The following is a 17,769-nucleotide window of genomic DNA, read 5'->3' as shown; positions in this document are numbered from 1 at the left end:
AATTTCGAATTGGTCCAAAAATTGGAATAGGCGGTAGTGCCGGTAATAGTGGTGCAGAAATTTCTGTTAGACCCGGCGCAACATTTCGACTCACTGCTGAGGATAGCGGAAATATTTCTTTAGAAATTCATGGGGGTGCTAATTTTAGCGGAAAAGCGGGATTTTTTACTCTTGCGCCCGGTCTTAATATCGTTGTCCGTAACGAAAATCTTCAAAATGCCGGTGACCTTGACGAGTACAAGGTGACGGCTCGTGCGTCATACTCGCTTCGAATAAACCCTGTTCTGGATGCGGATGGGAAACCGCGTCAGGATAAGAATGGAAAACCGCACCCTCAGGGCGCAGAAGTCGAGCTTGATGGAGACGCTTGGGAAACTGAGCTCGGTACGCTCGGCGATTTAGTTGATTTGTTTGGTCTTGACGCTCCCCCTGAGTCGCCTGGATCAGGCCGCGTAGTCGGTGAAACGCCGCCGACAGATATTGACAATGACGCGAATGATCCAAGCACAGGTGGTGGCTATCCGAACCACGATCCCGAGGCCGACAATCCGATTAATCCGGACATCTCGCCGAAGCCGGGCGCCGACAATTACTATGACGATATGTGGCCGGAGCCGGCTGTTCCGCCGGCACACCCAGTCATTGAGCCGCCGCTTGCGGGAGACGGTCCCGAGGTAAACCCGGGCCTCGGCGATCAGAATCACTTCGATGACGTTTGGCCGGATGCGCCCTCTGGGGGCGGGCAAGGCGCAGGAACCGGCGAAGATCCCTCCAGCGGCGCCGGGGATCCCAACCATTTTGACGATATATGGCCCGATGCAGCTCCAGGTAGTGGTCAGTCTAACGGGAATGGAGAATCCGTGCCAGACGATGGTCTGCTAAATGACTACGACCGGCACCCGGACTATGATCCACAAGAGCCTGACCCGGATGCACCTCCGCCGCTCGTTGCGGGTACTGGCAGTGATACTCTCGTCGGGAGCACCGGCGGTGATACTCTCGATGGGCAAGTTCAGGTTGCCGACTCTGGTCAAGTAATGACCGACGCCTCCTATGAAGAGGAGGCCCCCTACACCGAGAACCAGGCCAATGCCGTCTCCAATTTCGGCAGCACGCTGATTGGGCTTGGGATCGACAACACGGCGCTCGAGATCGGCCTGCAGTCCACTTGGAGGTCTGTGTTCGACGCCATGGAAGGCGTCGAGACGCTAGGCGATCTGGTGGAGAATTTTGACGGCGGGGCCTATGTCAGCTCCGTCGCAACGGCGGCGCTGGCGGCGGCGGGCTCTCATGTCGTCAGCGAGTTGACCGAGGATCTCGACGGACCGGCCGCCGCGATCGCGAATTTTACCGGGAATGCGGTCGTCGGCTGGGCCGCGAACGGTGCCGTGCACGCGATCACGAACGGCGGCAGTCTCGCCGGCTTCCAGGCGAATATATTCAATCCGGCGTCGGTCGCCTCGTTCGCAGGGAATTTCCTCGGCGAGCAATTTGGCGGCGGGGGGATCGGTGGCACCCTGTTCGGAGGGGCCGCGACGGCAGCCTTCACAGCGGCATCGGCGACAGGCGTCACCATCACCGCGGCGGGCACAGCGTCCATGTCGTTCGCGAGCTACGCCGCTGCCGGCGCGGCGCTCGGCCCGGCGGCCATCGCCGGAATCGCCGTCGCCGCCTTTGCCGGCTCGGTCGCCGGCATCGGCAAGCCGAAGCCGACTGCGACAGCGATCCTCGATGCGAACGGCGACGAAGTCGATCTGGTGCGCACCCATGCCAAGGATGGCGGACCGGAGGAACTTGCGGCGGCCATGGGGCAGAGCGCCGAGGAGCTGATGGACGGGATCCTGAAGCATATCGGCGCCAATGTGGTGAACGAGGACGACTTCGCCGATTTCCGGATTGGCTGGCGCGAAGGCGATTTCGTCGGCTCCATCGGCATGTACGACAAGGATGTCGAGAGCCTGATCGAGGTTCCGCCGGGACCGGATGCGGACGACGGCGCGGTTTCCACCTACAAGCGGGAGTCGGGCGGCGAGGAAGGTTTCGAGGGCGGCTATCATATCGTCGCGGAGGAAAACCGCGAGGGTGTGGTCGAGCAGCGGGTCTACAAAGAGGTCTGGGACGACCACAACATGACCCTCGAGCGGCCGGTGGTGCGCCAAGGCGTGACCGCGGACTCCGCCGATGGCCTCGTCAACAAAGTCGCCTTCCAGACGTTGAAGCAGATGGATCTCGAAGGCGGCAATCCGTTTGCCCGCGAGGCTTTCGAGAATTCCGATTCCGAGGACATCTACGGCCTGCTCAGCGACCTTCAGGCCGCCGCCGATTATGAGCACGCGCTGATGGATACCGGCTGGGCCGCCGCGGTGATTGCCGCGGGCGGGGCCGAGGCGGAGATGCTGAAGGACGCCATCGCCCGGGCCGAGGAACTCGGGCTCGACGAGGTGACCATCGGCGAGGCGACCCAGTGGTGGAGCGAGGGCGCGAACGATGCCGAGTACCTGCAGGAGGAGCAGGGCGAGGTGCTCTCCGGCACCGACGAGGCCGATCTGCTGGAGGCGGGCGAGCTGGCCGACACGCTCTATGGCGGCGGCGGTGACGACACGCTTTCGGGCGGTGCCGGGAACGATGTCGCCTATGGCGGCGAGGGCGACGACGTCGTCTACGGCAACCAGGGCGAGGATGCGCTGTACGGCGGTGCCGGGGCCGATGCGCTTTATGGCGGGCAGGACGGCGACGCGCTCTACGGCAATCAGGACGACGATACGCTGCACGGGAACATGGGCAGCGACGAGGCTTTCGGCGGCCAGGGCGGGGACGTTCTCTACGGCAACCAGGATTACGACACCCTGCATGGCAACCAGGGCGCGGACGTCGCCTATGGAGGCCAGGGCGAGGATGTCGTCTACGGGAACCAGGACGCGGACACGCTCTACGGCAACAAGGGCGACGACACGGTCTTCGGCGGCCAGGGCGACGATGCTGTCTACGGCAACCAGGGCGAGGACGAGCTCCACGGCAACAAGGGCGACGATGACCTCTATGGCGGCCAGGGCGACGACGCTGTCTACGGTAACCAAGGCGATGACGAGCTCTACGGTAACAAGGGCGACGACGCGCTCTATGGCGGCCAGGGCGACGACACGCTCGACGGCGGCGAAGGCGACGACAATCTGGAAGGCGGTGCCGGGGCGGACCTGATCGCCGGCGGCGACGGATCGGACACGGCCGCCTACGATCATTCGGACGCCGGCGTTTCGGTCGATCTCGAAAGCGGTGCGCTCTCGGGCGGTCATGCCGAGGGCGACACGCTGGAAGGGATCGAGAATGTCCGCGGTTCGACCCATGCCGACAGTCTCGCAGGCGATGCCGACGGCAACCGGCTGGAAGGCTCCTACGCCGACGACACCCTGGACGGGCGCGCCGGCGACGACGTCGTCTACGGCAACCAGGGCGAGGACGAGGTCTCCGGCGGCGCCGGTGCCGACAGCCTCTATGGCGGCCAGGACGACGACACCGCCCTCGGCGGCTTCGGCGACGACGAACTGCACGGCAACAAGGGCGAGGACATCGTTCACGGCGGGGCCGGCGACGATGTCGCCTACGGCAACCAGGGCGAGGACGAGCTGGTCGGCGGCGAGGGCGACGATACGCTCTATGGCGGCCAGGGAGACGATTCCGTGCATGGCGGCGTCGGCGATGACGAACTGCACGGCAACAAGGGCAACGACGCGCTCTATGGCGGCGAAGGGGCCGATACCTACGTCTATAGCCGCGGCGGCGGCGAGGACGTCATCGTCGACAAGAGCGGCTCCGACGCGCTCCGCATGGAGGGCTACAACCGCGCCGACGTCACCATCGAAGAAGGCGGCGGGCAGACGATCATCACCACCAATGACGGCGGAAAGGTAACCGCGCGCGGGGTCGAGAGGGTCGCGTTCGACGATGGCGAGACCGTCTCCCTGAGCGAGGAAGGCGGCGCGGGCGCCTATGGCGAGGACGGCGTGCTTTCGGAGACCGCCGCCGAAATCGACGCGGCGGAGACGAAGGCGGCCGAGGAAGCGCGCCTCGAGGCGCTGCTCGAGGAAGACGCCGCACGCCGGGAGGTAGAGGCCGCGGAAGCGGAGGAGTCCCGTCTCGAGACCGAGGCCGAGGTCGAGGCCGCTCTGGAACGTGCGGCGTCCGGTACGGATACCCAGCGCGACCGCACTCAGAGCAGTACTGGTCGCGGCGAGAGCGCGGCGGACCGGATGGCCGCCGCCCGGGCGGCGGTGACCGGTGCCGCGGGACAGGCGGCACAGCTTCGCAACGCCGCCGCCATGGCAGGCGGTGGGGGAGCCGGATCGGGTTCCGGTAACCCGGCGGCGGCCGGCGGGGCCGGAGCGGGTGGCGGCGCGAGTTCCGCAGCTGCGCTTGCGGCCCGCCAGGCGGCGATACAGGCCAATGCGCAGGCTGCGGCGACGAATGCCAATCTTGGCGAGGTCATGTTGGCCGCCGCCGTTGGCGCGAGCGCGGCCCTGGTGGCCGGGGTGCCTGAGGAAGCGCAGGCTGCGGCCCAGGCGGAAATGCTTGCGGCCGAGACCGGGGCGACGGCTTCGGAGGCGGCTGCAGCGATTGCGGCTCTCGCCGCGGCGGAACAGGCGGCAGCGGACGAAAGCCTGGACAACGTGCAGTATGTCGCGGCACCCGAGACCGCCGAGACCGAGACGGATGCGGCGAGTGCCGATCCCGAAGGCTCCGGCGATGGCGGGCAAACCGGCGGCGCGGAGGAAAGTGCGGAAACCGCCGCCGCAGGGAACCCGGCGACAACCACGGAAAGCACAGGCGGAAGCGGCCAAGCCGCGTCCGGCGCCGCAACGCCGGGAGGCGCCGGGGCGCAGCCCCAGAGCGGAAGCGGTGAAGGCGGCGAAAACGCGGACGAGGACACGGTCGCGGATTCGGATGATGGAGCGGAAGACGATACCCTTCTCGGGGAAACCTCCGGTCCGGAGACCTCGACCAGCGGGAATGCGGCTGAAGATACGATTTCCGGCGCGGACATTGTCGCCGCCGGCGAGAGCGGCGTGTTCGATGACGACGACGATGACGATCTTCTCGACTCGCTGATAGCCGCGACGGACGGTTCGGAGGCCGATTCCGGTCCGGACAATACGGTCGAACAGGCCACAACAGATACGGACACGGCGGACACCGGCAGCGGTGCGACCGAAACCGGCACGACGTCCGATACGATCATTGCGGAGGAAGCGGCGGTTTCCGCGCCGCCGCCCCTGCCGGTGGACTTTGTCGGAACGGACGGAGCCGACTCGATAGCGGCGAATGCATTGAGCAACCGTCTGTCCGGCGGCGACGGGGATGATTCCCTCTGGGGCCTTGGCGGTTCAGATACGCTGATGGGCGGTGCCGGCGCGGACATGCTCGACGGCGGCGACGGCAACGATCTTGCCGACTATTCCGCCTCTTCTGCCGCGATTTCGATCGACATGACCGGAGGGACCGGCGCCGGGACCGGCGGTGACGCGGAAGGCGATACGCTGGAAGGCGTCGAGCAGGTCGCGGGATCCGATTACGACGATACGCTTATCGGCGGGAGCGCAGCGGACACCCTCAGCGGCGGAGCGGGTGCCGACAGGATCACCGGCAACGCCGGAGAAGACAGCCTGGAGGGCGGCACCGGCGGCGACCTCATGGATGGCGGCGCCGATAACGACATTCTGATCGGCGATGAAGGTGCCGATACGCTTTCCGGCGGTGATGGACTGGATACCCTGTCGGGCGGCAGCGGCAACGATACGCTTGTCGGCGGCGCCGGTGCGGATTTGCTTTCCGGCGGGACGGGGAGCGACGCGGCGGACTACGCGGCTTCGGCGACTGCCGTCGCCGTCAATCTCGCTGCCGGACAGGGCACCGCCGGCGATGCGGAGGACGATACGCTTGACGGTATCGAACAGGTCGTCGGTTCCGCCTTTGACGACACGCTGGTTGGCGGAACGTCGGAGGACTCGCTGAGCGGTGGCGCCGGAGCGGACGAACTCACCGGCGCGGACGGCGCCGACAGTCTGAACGGCGGCGCGGGGGACGATCTGCTTTCCGGCGGCGATGGCGACGACGTGCTTGCAGGGGAGGCCGGACAGGACAGCTTGTCCGGTGGCGCCGGAAACGATTCTCTCTCCGGAGGCGACGATGCGGACACGCTTTGGGGCGGCGCCGGCGCGGATTCCCTCGATGGCGGCGACGGCACCGATCTCGCCGATTACGCGGCCTCCTCGTCGGCGATATCCGTCGACCTTGCGGCCGGTACCGGGAGCGGCGGCGATGCCGAAGGCGACAGCCTCACCGGTATTGAACAGGTCGTCGGCACGGCCGCCGGCGATACGATTTCGGGCGCGGCAGCCGCGGAGACCCTCAGCGGTGGCGGTGGCGGCGACAGCCTTTATGGCAATGCCGGTGCGGACAGCCTGGTCGGCGGGGCGGACGATGACAATCTGCTCGGCGGGGATGGAGCGGACACCCTCGCGGGAGAGGACGGCAACGACACGCTCTCGGGCGGTGCCGGCGCGGACAGCCTGATTGGCGGTGCCGGTACCGATGTGGCCGATTACTCTGCTGCCGCGGCCGGTGTCGCGGTGGATCTGAGTACCGGAAGCGGCACGTCCGGCGAGGCGGCGGGCGATACCCTGAGCGGAATCGAGGTCGTCGCCGGTTCGGGCCACGCGGATACCCTGAGCGGCGGCGGCGCAGCCGATCTGCTTTCGGGCGCGGCCGGGGACGACATTCTGGCCGGAGGCGGAAACAACGATACCCTTTCCGGCGGAGCAGGTGCCGACACGCTTTCCGGGGGAGATGGCAACGATCAGCTCTACGGCGGCACCGACGCGGATTCCCTCGCAGGCGGAGACGGTTCGGACACGCTCGCGGGAGAGGATGGCGACGACGTGCTCGGCGGCGGTGCGGGGAACGACCTGCTGAACGGCGGTTCCGGAGCGGATACGGCAGATGGCGGAGCCGGCGCGGACCTGCTTTCCGGCGGCAGCGGCGCGGACCTTCTAAGCGGGGGCGCCGATGCCGATACCCTGCTTGGCGGTGACGACGCGGACACTCTTGTCGGCGGCGATGGCGTGGACTTGCTGAATGGAGGAAATGGCGACGACAAGCTGAGCGGCGGCGCCGGAAATGACAGCCTGCAGGGGGCAGCCGGGGCCGACAGTTTCATTCATGGTGGAACCGGCGATGGCGCCGATCTGATCCTCGATTTCGACACCGGCGCGGACAAGGTGGATCTGAGCGGGACGCAGATCTACGACATGGTAGAGCTGCGCCAGAAACTGGCCAATGACAGCAACGGCCATGCGCGGATTTCCTGGAACTCGAACGACCAGCTGACCTTCTACGGTGTGGCCTCAAGTGCACTTGCCGAGGGCCATTTCATCTTTGCCGACCGGCCGGACGGCGACACGCTGACCGGCACCGCGGGCGACGATACGATGAGCGGCGGCGCCGGGCACGACCAGCTTTCGGGGGCCGGCGGGGCGGATGTCCTTCGCGGAGCGGCCGGAAACGACCTGCTGGATGGCGGAGATGGCAACGACACGCTGTCCGGCGAGCGCGGTGCCGACACGCTTTCGGGCGGTGCTGGTAACGATCTTCTCTCCGGCGGCGATGACGGCGACCTGCTCGACGGCGGGGCCGGAATCGATACAGCCGACTATGGCCAGGCCGGGGCCGGAGTGACGGTCAATCTCGGTTCCGGCACAGGCGACGGCGGCGATACGCTCACCGGAGTCGAGAACGTCAACGGCTCTGCCTATGGCGACGGCCTTACCGGGGACGCCAACGCGAACAGTTTCTTCGGCGGCGACGGCGATGACACGCTGTCCGGTGGAGCAGGTAACGATATTCTCGCCGGCGATGCGGGCGCGGACAGTCTCCTGGGCGGAGACGGTAACGATCTCCTCGAAGGCGGGCTCGGCGCCGACTATCTCGACGGCGGCGCGGGGATCGACACCATCTCCTTCGCCAACTCCAACGCGGCGGTCTATGTCAATCTCGGAACCGGCGTGGTCTCGGGCGGCCATGCCGACGGGGATACGATCAGCGGCTTCGAATATGTCGTCGGCTCGGCCTACGCGGACACCATCATCGGCAGCGCCGGGGACGAGGCGCTGGCCTTCAGCGGCGGCTCCGACAGTCTCGACGGCGGCGGCGGTAACGACACCATTTCTTTCGCCGGTGCGACCAGCGCCGTCACCTTCGACATCGCCGCCGGTAGCATCACCGGCGCCGGTTCGAGCGGTGCGACCGCAACCAATTTCGAAGCTGTCGTCGGGACCGGCTACGGCGACAACATCACCTTGTCCACGGGCAACGAGACGGTTTCGGGCGGCGGCGGCCAGGATGTGCTCTCGGGCGGCGCCGGAAACGACGTGCTCTCAGGCGGCGCCGATGCGGACACGATCGACGGCGGGGACGGCAACGACATCGTTGCCGGCGGAGCCGGCGCTGACGTGCTGGCGGGTGGAGCCGGTGAGGACACGCTCGATTACTCGGGGTCCTCAGAGGCGGTCACCATTGACCTGCGGAGCAATTCCGCTTCTGGTGGAGACGCTGCCGGAGATTCATATTCCGGTTTCGAGCATGTCAGAGGGTCCGCCTACTACGACAATATTTACGGCAATTCCAGCGCCAATTTTCTCGATGTAGGTGTTGCATCCCAGGTGCGAGGAAAGTCGGGCGACGACACGATACGAGGGCACTCGGTCTGGAACGGATTCGCCGGACACGGAAACGACACCTACATTTGGGATACTGACGGCGCGAGCGGAAGCACCCAGTTCCGGATCAGCGAATCCGACCATCAGTATCCGAACAATTCCAGCGTCGTCTACGTATCGACGGGGAACGACAAATTCGTTGTCGAAGGAAGCGGAACGATCACCGGGGCGAGCACTATATGGTGGGAGGGAGCGGCCCATCTGATGTTGCAGACATCCGCCGGTGCGCTGGCCTTCGTCAATCCTCGTATCGAATCTTTCGAATACAAAGGCTCAACTTACAGCTTTGACAATTTCGCCAAGACGATTTTCCAGGATAACGGATCGACCGCTGCCGAGGCGCAGACCAAGCTCGATGCGTTCCTGAACGATTATGCTACGGAGATCGCCAAATACACCAACGTCACGGCCGAGGATCCTGTCGTTCTTGATCTCGATGGCGACGGAGTGGAACTGGTCGACATGTTCGACAGTACGGCGCGTTTCGACATGGCGGGCGACGGCACGCGGCAGCAGACCGGCTGGGTTGCGGCGGACGATGCCATGCTGGTCATGGATCTCAATCAAAACGGGTTGATCGATGACCGCACCGAATTGCTCTCCGAGCATTTCAATGGCGAGAGCTTTGCGGACGGCGAGGCCGCGCTCGCCAGCCTTGACGAGAACGAGGATGGCCGCGTCGACGCGCTGGACGCGGGCTATGCGCAGCTGCTGCTGTGGCAGGACCTGAACCAGGACGGCATCTCGGACGCGGACGAACTTTCGAGCGTCGCGGAAAGAGGTGTCGAGGCGATTGATCTCGGCTGGACACGGATCGACGATACGGATGGCACCACCGAACTGGTCGCCGAAGGGAGCTTCCATTGGGCGGACGGCTCCGTCGGCGAGCTGTTGGATGTCGGCTTTGCTTATGTGACCAGCTATGGCGAGAACGCCAATTTCGACCAGGATGGCTTCCTGCGTCTGGGCGAGGATATCGTCCCGGAGGATCTGGAAGACGGTCAGGACGAACCGGTCTTTGACCGTGAGGTTCTGCAATCTGGAGAAGATGCCGGCGCTGACGAGGAAGGCGGCGACGAGGCGATCGCGGAAAACGGTTCGCCGGAGCCTGAGGACAGCTCCGTCTCCGGTGACGAGGCAGGAACGGCCGAGGTCTCGGATGCCGATGCGGAGAGCGTGGCCGGGAACCCGGTCGCAGGTGGACCGGATGCGGAAGATGGCCCGTCTTCGCAAGAGGTTTCCGTCGATGCGCCGTCTCCGGCGGATCAGGCGATGATGCTCGCGAGTGCGATGGCGATGGATCCGGGCGATAACGAAGACGGTGGAACGGACGACAGTGGCGCTGTACTGCCGGAAGAGATTTTCCCGGACGAGGACGAGGATCAGGTCGGGATCGCAGCCTGATCGGCTCCAGTCGGGAGGCGCCTACCGGAGGGTTCCGAACAACAGTGCGAGGCAGGTCAGGCACCCCGCTGCGGGTAGCCAGATCCTGCGCAATGCGCCGTCCCGCAGGTGCAGGCGAAGCAGCGATGCGTTCACCAGTGTGAAGGTGGTGAGCACGATCCGGGAGGTCATTTCCGCCAGAGGCTCAAGCGGAAACGCGAGCGCGAGGACCAGAATAATTGCAATAACCAGGCTTGTGGCGAGCAGCGGCGTCTGCGTTACCCGGTTCACCCTTCCGAGGACAGCGGGGATCGATCCCTGTCGAGCCAGACCGTAGAGCACGCGGGACGCCATGACGATCTGTACAACCACCCCATTCAGCGTGGCGACGATGGCGATCAGCGTGATCGTCCAGGGCGAAAGTCCGCTCACCCGCTCGAAGACCAGGCTCATCGGCGCCGGCGAGGCGGCAAGCTCGTCCAGCGGGACCGAGAGCACGGCAATCGCGGTTACCGAGAAATAGAGCAGGGCGGCGAGCGCAAGCGTAATGAAGATTGCGCGGGGAAGCGTCCTGTCCGGCTGCTTCACCTCTTCGGCGAGATTGACGATGTCCTCGAAGCCGATGAATGCGAAGAAGCAGAGCAAGGTCGCCGAGAGAATACCGGTGAGGGCAGCGGCGTCGCCGGGGGCCGGCAGGACCTTCGGGATCTCGGTCACGATCCCAGGGTCGGTCCAGAGCCCGGCGACGATAACGGCGAGAAGCGCGCCGATCTCGACGATCGTGAACAGTCCCGCGACGAGCACCGATTCTGTAATTCCCCAGGCGGCTATGGCGCCCAGTAGCAGGATGACGGCCAGCAGGATGGTCGAGGCGGGGAGATCCAGGAACTCCCTGATATAGCCGGTGCTGCCGAGGGCGATGGTGGCGCAGGAGATCGTCCCCGCGGCAACCACGAGCAGGCCGACGAGCGTCGACAGCCATCCGAGGCCGAACCCGGCCTGGACATAGGCGGCTTCGCCGGCGCTGACCGGATAGCGGCGTGCCATCTCGGCGAAGCTGATCGCGCTGAACAGCACGGCGGTGGCGGCCAGAAGAAAGGCGACCGGCGCATGGATGCCGGCCCGACCCGCAGAGGCGCCGAGCAGAACGTAGATCCCGGCCCCGATCGTCACGCCGAGACCGTAGAGGACGACGAGCGGGAGCGAGAGTGACCGTTTCAGTGTCGGTTCCGGCATGGGGTCCCGGGAAGAGGCTTCGGCTCAGGATTGGGGCAGCGCTGAAGAAGCATAGACGAAGCGTTGCGCCGCAATATAGCGAATTGCCGCCATATGCCGAAGGCGCTGCGAATCCGGAAACACGATGGAAAGAAAAAATGCCGGGAACCGTTGGGTTCCCGGCAAGTTGAACAGGGAGGCTTCACGTCTGGGAGACGTAGGACCCCGAAGGGCCCTCTACTTCAGGCGGGGGCCTGAAGGGAAGATGCTGCAGAGCAGCACCGTTACTATGTCTTAGATATGTCTATAAGACGTTAACGACCATGCATTTTTGTTCAGTTCGGATATGCAAAAAATGCATGACCGATTCGCCTTGAATGTCACAATTTGGCAACTCTATTAGATTCCGAATCGAAAGCAAACTGGTCTTCTGGCTTTAAGAACGTTATCCGGAAATAGCAGAAATTTCGACCTTTTCTAAAAATCAAAACTGCGTTTTCGCCACTTCCTGGATCAGAAAATCCCTGAGGACTGTGATCCGCTTCGAATGGCGGAGTTCTTCCGGATAGACGAAATAGGCGGGAACTTGCGGGCCTTCGACGTCCGGCATGACGCGGACGAGGCTGCTGTCTTCCTGGGCGAGATAGTCCGGGATCGCTGCGATCCCGACGCCGCCCTGAACGGCGCGCAAGATGGCGTAGTAGTTGTTCACCGAGAAGGTGTTCATGTGGACGCGACGGTTCCCGCCGGTGGCAAGCTCGCGCAGCCAGTTGACGTTCGGGAAGGGCGGGTGCGGCGTGTCGCCGAAAAGCACCAGCCTGTGATCCTGCAGCTCTTCGGCTGTCTGTGGCACGCCGGCATTCTTCAGATAGGAGGGCGCGGCATAGAGGTGCAGCTTGATGTTCTTGATATGGCGCTGGATCAAGTCCGGTTGCCGTGGCGGGCTGAGCCGTATCGCGACATCCGCCTGGCGCATGCCGAGATCGAGCTCCCCGTCGTCGATGATCAGGTTGACCGTGATTTCAGGATAGAGCTCGAGGAACCGGCCGATGCGGGAGGCCAGCCAGGTCGAGCCGAAGGCGACCGGCGTGGTGATCTTCAGCGGTCCGCGCGGCAGTTCCTTGCCTTCGGAAAGGCTGGCTTCCGCGGCTGCGAGCTTGGCGAAGACTTCGCGTGCAGTGCGGTAAAGCGTTTCGCCCTGCTCTGTGAGGATCAGGCCGCGCGCGTGGCGATGAAAGAGTGCAACCTTTAGCGAGTCTTCGAGCTGGCTGATCTGCCGGCTGACCGCGGATTGGCTGAGATTGAGGGTCTCGCCCGCATGCGTGAAGCTGCCCGCCTCCGCAACGGCGTGAAAGACCCGGAGTTTGTCCCAGTCCATGGCCATGGTGAACCGACTCGCCTTCCTAGCTCAACGTCCCGGCGGTCAGTCTAGGCCAGCAAATCGGCATGGGCCAGAAGAACACGGGGCAAAAAGCACTTTACCGCAAGAGGGTTATCGGTTCGTTACCCGAAAGCCGCCTTATTCGGCGGCCACGGCCGCGGCGTCTTCCAGCGCGGCAAGGAACTTTTCCGCCTCAAGAGCCGCCATACAGCCCATGCCAGCCGCCGTCACCGCCTGACGGTAGACCTTGTCAACACAGTCGCCCGCCGCATACACGCCCGGAACGGACGTGCGGGGGCTGCCGGGCTCTGTCAGCAGGTAGCCTTCCTCATCCGCCTGGAGCGCTTCCACGAACGGCTTTGTCGCCGGGTCGTGACCGATCGCGACAAAGAAGCCCGTTGCCTTGATTTCGCTTGTCTCGCCGGTCTTCACGTTCTTGATCCGGGCGCCCTCGACTCCGGCCATCGGGCCTTCTCCGCCAAGAATCTCCTCGACTACGCTGTCCCAGACGACCTCGATCTTGTCGTGCCGGAACAGCCGTTCCTGCATGATCTTCTCTGCCCTGAGCGAGTCGCGGCGGTGTATCAGCGTCACCTTGGAGGCGATATTGGCGAGATAGAGCGCTTCCTCGACCGCGGTATTGCCGCCGCCGACAACGATCACCTCCTGTTCGCGGAAGAAGAACCCGTCGCAGGTAGCGCAGGCGGAGACGCCACGGCCGCTGAAGGTCTGCTCGCTCTCCAACCCGAGCCAGCGCGCCTGCGCGCCGGTCGCGATGATCACCGCATCGGCGACGAAGGTATCGCCGCTATCCATGGAGAGGGTATATGGGCGCTTCGAAAAATCGACCGAGGTGACGAGATCGTAGACGATCCGGGCGCCGACATGTTCGGCCTGCTTCTGCATCTGTTCCATCAGCCAGGGGCCCTGGATCACGTCCGCGAAGCCCGGATAATTCTCGACTTCGGAGGTGATCGTCATCTGGCCGCCCGGCTGCAGGCCCGCGAGCACCGCCGGTTTGAGATTGGCGCGGGCGGTGTAGATGGCCGAGGTCAGTCCGGCGGCGCCGGATCCGATGATAACGATCTTCTCGCGATGTTCGGTCATGGGGCTGGGCGGTCCTGATTTTCTGGAGGCAAGGAGTGCGCTTCCGCGCGTCTTTCGAACATAAGCAACCGGGCGGCGGGCCACAAGCGGTGCTGCGCCTATTCGGCGCTTCCACGCTCGTGTTTCGGCAATCCGTCCTCACATTGGATCCACCGGATATGTTCGCCCCAATGCACGTGGCATTCGGGGGCGACCGATTCCGGTTCCTCCAGCGTCGCCGCGTAGAGATGGATCTCGCCGGGAAACGCCTCCGAAATGAAGGCGGTTGGACATCCGCAGGTCCGGCAGAAGAGACGCCGGACGCCGGGCGACGAGCGGTAGACGTCGGGTTCCGCGCCGACGAATCGGACGGCATCGCTTGGAAGCCCGAGGAAAGTCGTGAAAGGTGAGGCGGTCTGCCGGCGGCAGCTTTCGCAGTGGCAATGCGCTACCCATTTGGGTTGTCCGGCGAAGACCACGCGCGTTTCACCGCAGAGGCAATGGCCTCGTTGCTCGATATCCTGCTCCGTCATGATGTGCTCCCCCGAGGATCGCGGCTCGGCCGAAGGCGGCAGCTTGACACTATTGTCCCGGGCCTGCATGTGTCACGACCATCCGAACGAACCTCAGGGACGGACCCGATGCCCGATTGGCCCGCTTGGCTGACCATCCTGCTGATCGCGACCAATCTGCTGTCGCTGGTTGCGCTCTTTTTCGTCGCGAGGCGCATGCTGAAGCTGCGGCGGCAGAAAAAGCGGGCCTTCGCCTTCTCCGGCTATCCGATCCGCAAGGCTAAACTGGAAGAGGTCGCGCCCTGTTTCGAGATGACGCGCTATGGCCCAAGTCCGGCGTCGGAGGTGCGCTTCATCGGAGGGGAAGGTGTCGTGGCCTCGCTCTCGGACCGGGAGTCCTGGGTCATGGCGGTGCTCGCCAAGGGCGCGAAGCGGATCTTCGAGTTCGGCACCTGTACCGGCAAGACGGCGCATGTCTTCGCGCTGAACGCGGCGCCGGACGCCGAGATCCATACCCTGACGCTGCATCCCGAAGATCTGGCCGCTCTGGAGTTCGGGCTCGGCGACGACAAGCATCATCGCGACGTCGCGGTCGAGGAATCCGCGTTCGAGACGTTTTTCTACAACGGTCAGCCGACGGAAAAGAACATTCGCCAGATCTTCTCGGACAGCAAAGCCTACGACGAGAGCGCGCTGCGAGGCAAAGTCGACCTGGTGTTCGTCGACGGGGCGCATACACGGACCTATGTCGAGAGCGATACGCGCAAGGCGCTGAATATGCTCGCCGATGAGGGCGTGATCCTCTGGCACGACTACAAGCCGGATGCGCCGGACGTGTTCGCCTTCCTGAACGAGCTTTCGAAGCAGTTGCCGCTGGTGCACATCGCCGAGACGGACCTCGTCATGTATCGGCGGACGGCCGGCGGGAACTAGCGGAACTCCTCGCAGGGAATCTGCAGGATATATTCGGAGACGCTCGCGTTCCCCTCCGAGATGACATGGTCGAGATTGTAGAGGCTGATGCCGAGGATCACGTCGACCGTACCGTCGTCCGAGGCCATCGGCAGGATCAGGCGTTCCGCGTGCCAGGCATCGAGCGCCGAGAGTTTTTCCTCGACAGCGCCGTACTGCACGGCCGGTTCGCCGATGATGCGGTCCCACCGTTTCTTGCAGACCGGGTAATCCTTCTCGCCGACGACCTCCCGGATCGTGCGGCCCTTGATGCCCTGCCCCCAAGCCTCGTTCACGCTTTCGCCCGCGAGCTGGCAGACATAGTCCCCGGCCTCGGGATCGAAGCGGTAGATCCAGATAAACCGCAACAAGGTCGGCACTTCGAAAGGGCTGAAATCGCGGCGGCGCGGCACCAGCGCGTCTTCGCGTGCGTCGAGCCAGCAGGCGAAAAATTTGAAAAGCCTCGGATCCGCCTGAGGAATGCGGTTCCTCAATTGCTCGATCGCGTTGTCGGTGTGGGTCATGTCCTGTGTCTGAGAGCGTTCTTCATGCCGTGACGGTTCCGAAGGTACCGCCTGGATGGTTTAGCAACCGTTAGCCGGCTGTCATTCCTGAATATCTTGAGGTGCGGCAGGCCGGCGTTCAGATTTTGTCGCCGGACATGACCGCGAAGCACCATTGCTTGTAGTCGCAGCGGACATTCTCGAAGCCGTCGTCCGAGAGATTCTGCATGCTTGCCTGCAGCGTCGGCGGACGGCTCTCGCTGTGCAGCTCGATCGCTTCTTCGATTTCACCCTCCGGCGCGCCGAGCGCCAGGGAATCGCGCTTCCAGGCCTCAAGATGCGCGCTTTCCACCGCTTCGGTTTCGCCCCTGACCTGATCGGCATTGATGAAAACGCCGCCCCTTTTCAACCCCGCGTAGCTTGCGGAGAACAATGTCCTGATGGATTTCGGATTGAGGTGGTGGACCGAAAGTTCGGCGATGATGGCGTCGTAGGGGCCGTCATAGGTCATATGCACATAGTCGCCTGCCGTAACCGTCACGCGCGGGCCGAAGCCTTCGAGCCGTTCGCGGACATCGGCGATAACGGCATCGGACATGTCGATCAGGGTAAGCTCGGCGGTGTCGTCGGCGGCGAGAATCCGTTCGGCCAGCAGTCCCGTTCCGGGGCCGAGATCCAGGATGCGCAGCGGCTCAACACCGTCCGCGGGCGGAAGCCGGTCGATGATGGTCCGGTGAATGGAGTCGCGATAGGGGACGAGAAGACGCCGGGCGGCATCGGCGTCTTTGACGACGTCGAGAAAGGGATCGTCGGTCGGTCCGCTCATGGCAGGGCCCTTGAAGCCGGTTTGGATCGGACCTCCGGACCTACATGAAGAGACGCTCTCCCTCCAGTCCTTTGTAGAGATCCGCCACCTGCTCGGCATAGCCGTTATAGAGCAGGGTCGGGATTTTGGTGCCGCCGCCGAGGGGCTTTTCGGAGGCCTGGCTCCAGCGTGGATGCGGCACTTCCGGGTTCACATTGGCCCAGAAGCCGTACTCGCTGGACTGCAGTTCTTCCCAGAAGGAGACCGGGCGCTCGGAGGTGAAGGTGAAGCGGACGATCGATTTGGTGGATTTGAAGCCGTATTTCCACGGCACGGCGAGGCGCAGCGGAGCGCCGTTCTGCCGCGGCATCGGCTTGCCGTAGATCCCGGTCGCGATGAAGGCGAGATCGTTCATCGCCTCCTCGATGGTTAGGCCCTCGACATAGGGCCACGGATACCAGTGCTGCTTCTGGCCCGGCGCCATCTCCGGATCCTTGAAGGTCTCCATGCGGACATATTTCGCCGAGGAGAGGGGCTCGGCGAGTTTGACCAGGGCGGAGAGCGGGAAACCGCTCCAGGGCACGACCATGGACCAGGTCTCGACGCAGCGGTGGCGGTAGACCCGTTCTTCCAGCGGCATCTGCTCCAGCAGGTCGTCGATATCGATGGTCTTCTCTTTCGTCACCTCGCCGTCGAGGACGACGGTCCAGGGCCGTATCTTCAGATCCTGCGCGGCGCGGACGATGTTCTTGTGGGAGCCGAATTCGTAGAAATTGTTGTAGCTGGTGGCGAGGTCCTCGTCCGTGAGCGGATAGTTCTTGCCGGCATCGGCATAGGCCGGGTTGCGTTTCACGGGGTAGAGATGCGCCGAGGGATCGGGCGGCAGGGAGGCCAGCATGCTCGCCGGGTCGCCTTCCGCCGTCGCCTCCTCGCCGCAGCCGGCGAGCGCGGCCGCCGAGAGCATCATGGGCCCGGCGGCGATGCCTTTCAGCAGGGCGCGGCGGTTGCGGAACAGGGACTCGTCGGTCACGGCCCGTTCCGGCAGCTCCCAGCCTTTCCAGCATTTGATCAGCATGGTTCGTCCTCCGCGGCAGAAAATCGTGCGAGAAGACATAAGCCAGGCGGCCGGACACGGCCAGTCACGTCAGGGTGAGAGGGCCGTGTC

General features: G+C 64.3%; 9 protein-coding genes. 2 read left to right on the top strand and 7 right to left on the bottom strand.

Features of this window, described 5'->3' with window-relative positions:
• Positions 1 to 1,037 precede the first annotated feature (1,037 nt).
• Entirely contained in the window at positions 1,038 to 10,172 is a 9,135-nt protein-coding gene (locus NUH88_RS05130; protein ID WP_257770357.1) for an SPM autocatalytic domain-containing protein, read from the top strand.
• A gap of 21 nt (positions 10,173 to 10,193) precedes the next feature.
• On the opposite strand, the gene NUH88_RS05125 is transcribed toward NUH88_RS05130, so the two are convergent.
• From NUH88_RS05125 to NUH88_RS05110, 4 genes are all read right to left on the bottom strand, one after another.
• Positions 10,194 to 11,387 (bottom strand): APC family permease, encoded by a 1,194-nt coding sequence (locus NUH88_RS05125; protein WP_257770356.1) that lies wholly within the window; start codon positions 11,385 to 11,387, stop codon positions 10,194 to 10,196.
• Between the two features lie 463 nt (positions 11,388 to 11,850).
• Positions 11,851 to 12,744 (bottom strand): LysR family transcriptional regulator, encoded by an 894-nt coding sequence (locus NUH88_RS05120; RefSeq protein WP_257772151.1) that lies wholly within the window; start codon positions 12,742 to 12,744, stop codon positions 11,851 to 11,853.
• Positions 12,745 to 12,885: 141 nt separating this feature from the next.
• Positions 12,886 to 13,854, bottom strand: a complete 969-nt coding sequence (gene trxB / locus NUH88_RS05115; RefSeq protein ID WP_257770354.1) for a thioredoxin-disulfide reductase — start codon at positions 13,852 to 13,854, stop codon at positions 12,886 to 12,888.
• Positions 13,855 to 13,952: 98 nt separating this feature from the next.
• A complete protein-coding gene (locus NUH88_RS05110; RefSeq protein ID WP_257770353.1) occupies positions 13,953 to 14,366 on the bottom strand; it encodes a GFA family protein in 414 nt (137 codons plus the stop codon).
• Positions 14,367 to 14,474: 108 nt separating this feature from the next.
• Between NUH88_RS05110 and NUH88_RS05105 the strand changes: the two genes are divergently transcribed.
• The gene (locus tag NUH88_RS05105) at positions 14,475 to 15,278 is read left to right on the top strand and encodes a class I SAM-dependent methyltransferase (RefSeq protein WP_257770352.1); all 804 of its coding nucleotides are present in this window, start codon (positions 14,475 to 14,477) and stop codon (positions 15,276 to 15,278) included.
• Here NUH88_RS05105 and NUH88_RS05100 read toward each other — a convergent pair.
• The 3 genes from NUH88_RS05100 to msrP all read right to left on the bottom strand — a co-directional run bounded on the left by NUH88_RS05100 (position 15,275) and on the right by msrP (position 17,679).
• The gene (locus tag NUH88_RS05100; RefSeq protein ID WP_257770350.1) at positions 15,275 to 15,820 is read right to left on the bottom strand and encodes a PAS domain-containing protein; all 546 of its coding nucleotides are present in this window, start codon (positions 15,818 to 15,820) and stop codon (positions 15,275 to 15,277) included. The genes NUH88_RS05105 and NUH88_RS05100 overlap by 4 nt on opposite strands.
• Before the next feature lie 118 nt (positions 15,821 to 15,938).
• Positions 15,939 to 16,625, bottom strand: coding sequence for a class I SAM-dependent methyltransferase (locus NUH88_RS05095; protein ID WP_257770348.1), 687 nt, complete (start codon positions 16,623 to 16,625; stop codon positions 15,939 to 15,941).
• A gap of 40 nt (positions 16,626 to 16,665) precedes the next feature.
• Positions 16,666 to 17,679, bottom strand: coding sequence for a protein-methionine-sulfoxide reductase catalytic subunit MsrP (gene msrP, locus NUH88_RS05090; RefSeq protein WP_257770346.1), 1,014 nt, complete (start codon positions 17,677 to 17,679; stop codon positions 16,666 to 16,668).
• Between the last annotated feature and the right edge of the window lie 90 nt (positions 17,680 to 17,769).

The organism is Nisaea acidiphila, from assembly GCF_024662015.1.
GTDB lineage: Bacteria > Pseudomonadota > Alphaproteobacteria > Thalassobaculales > Thalassobaculaceae > Nisaea > Nisaea acidiphila.
Note: the sequence above shows the minus strand (reverse complement) of the source record. Positions and strands in the feature narration are given on the sequence as shown.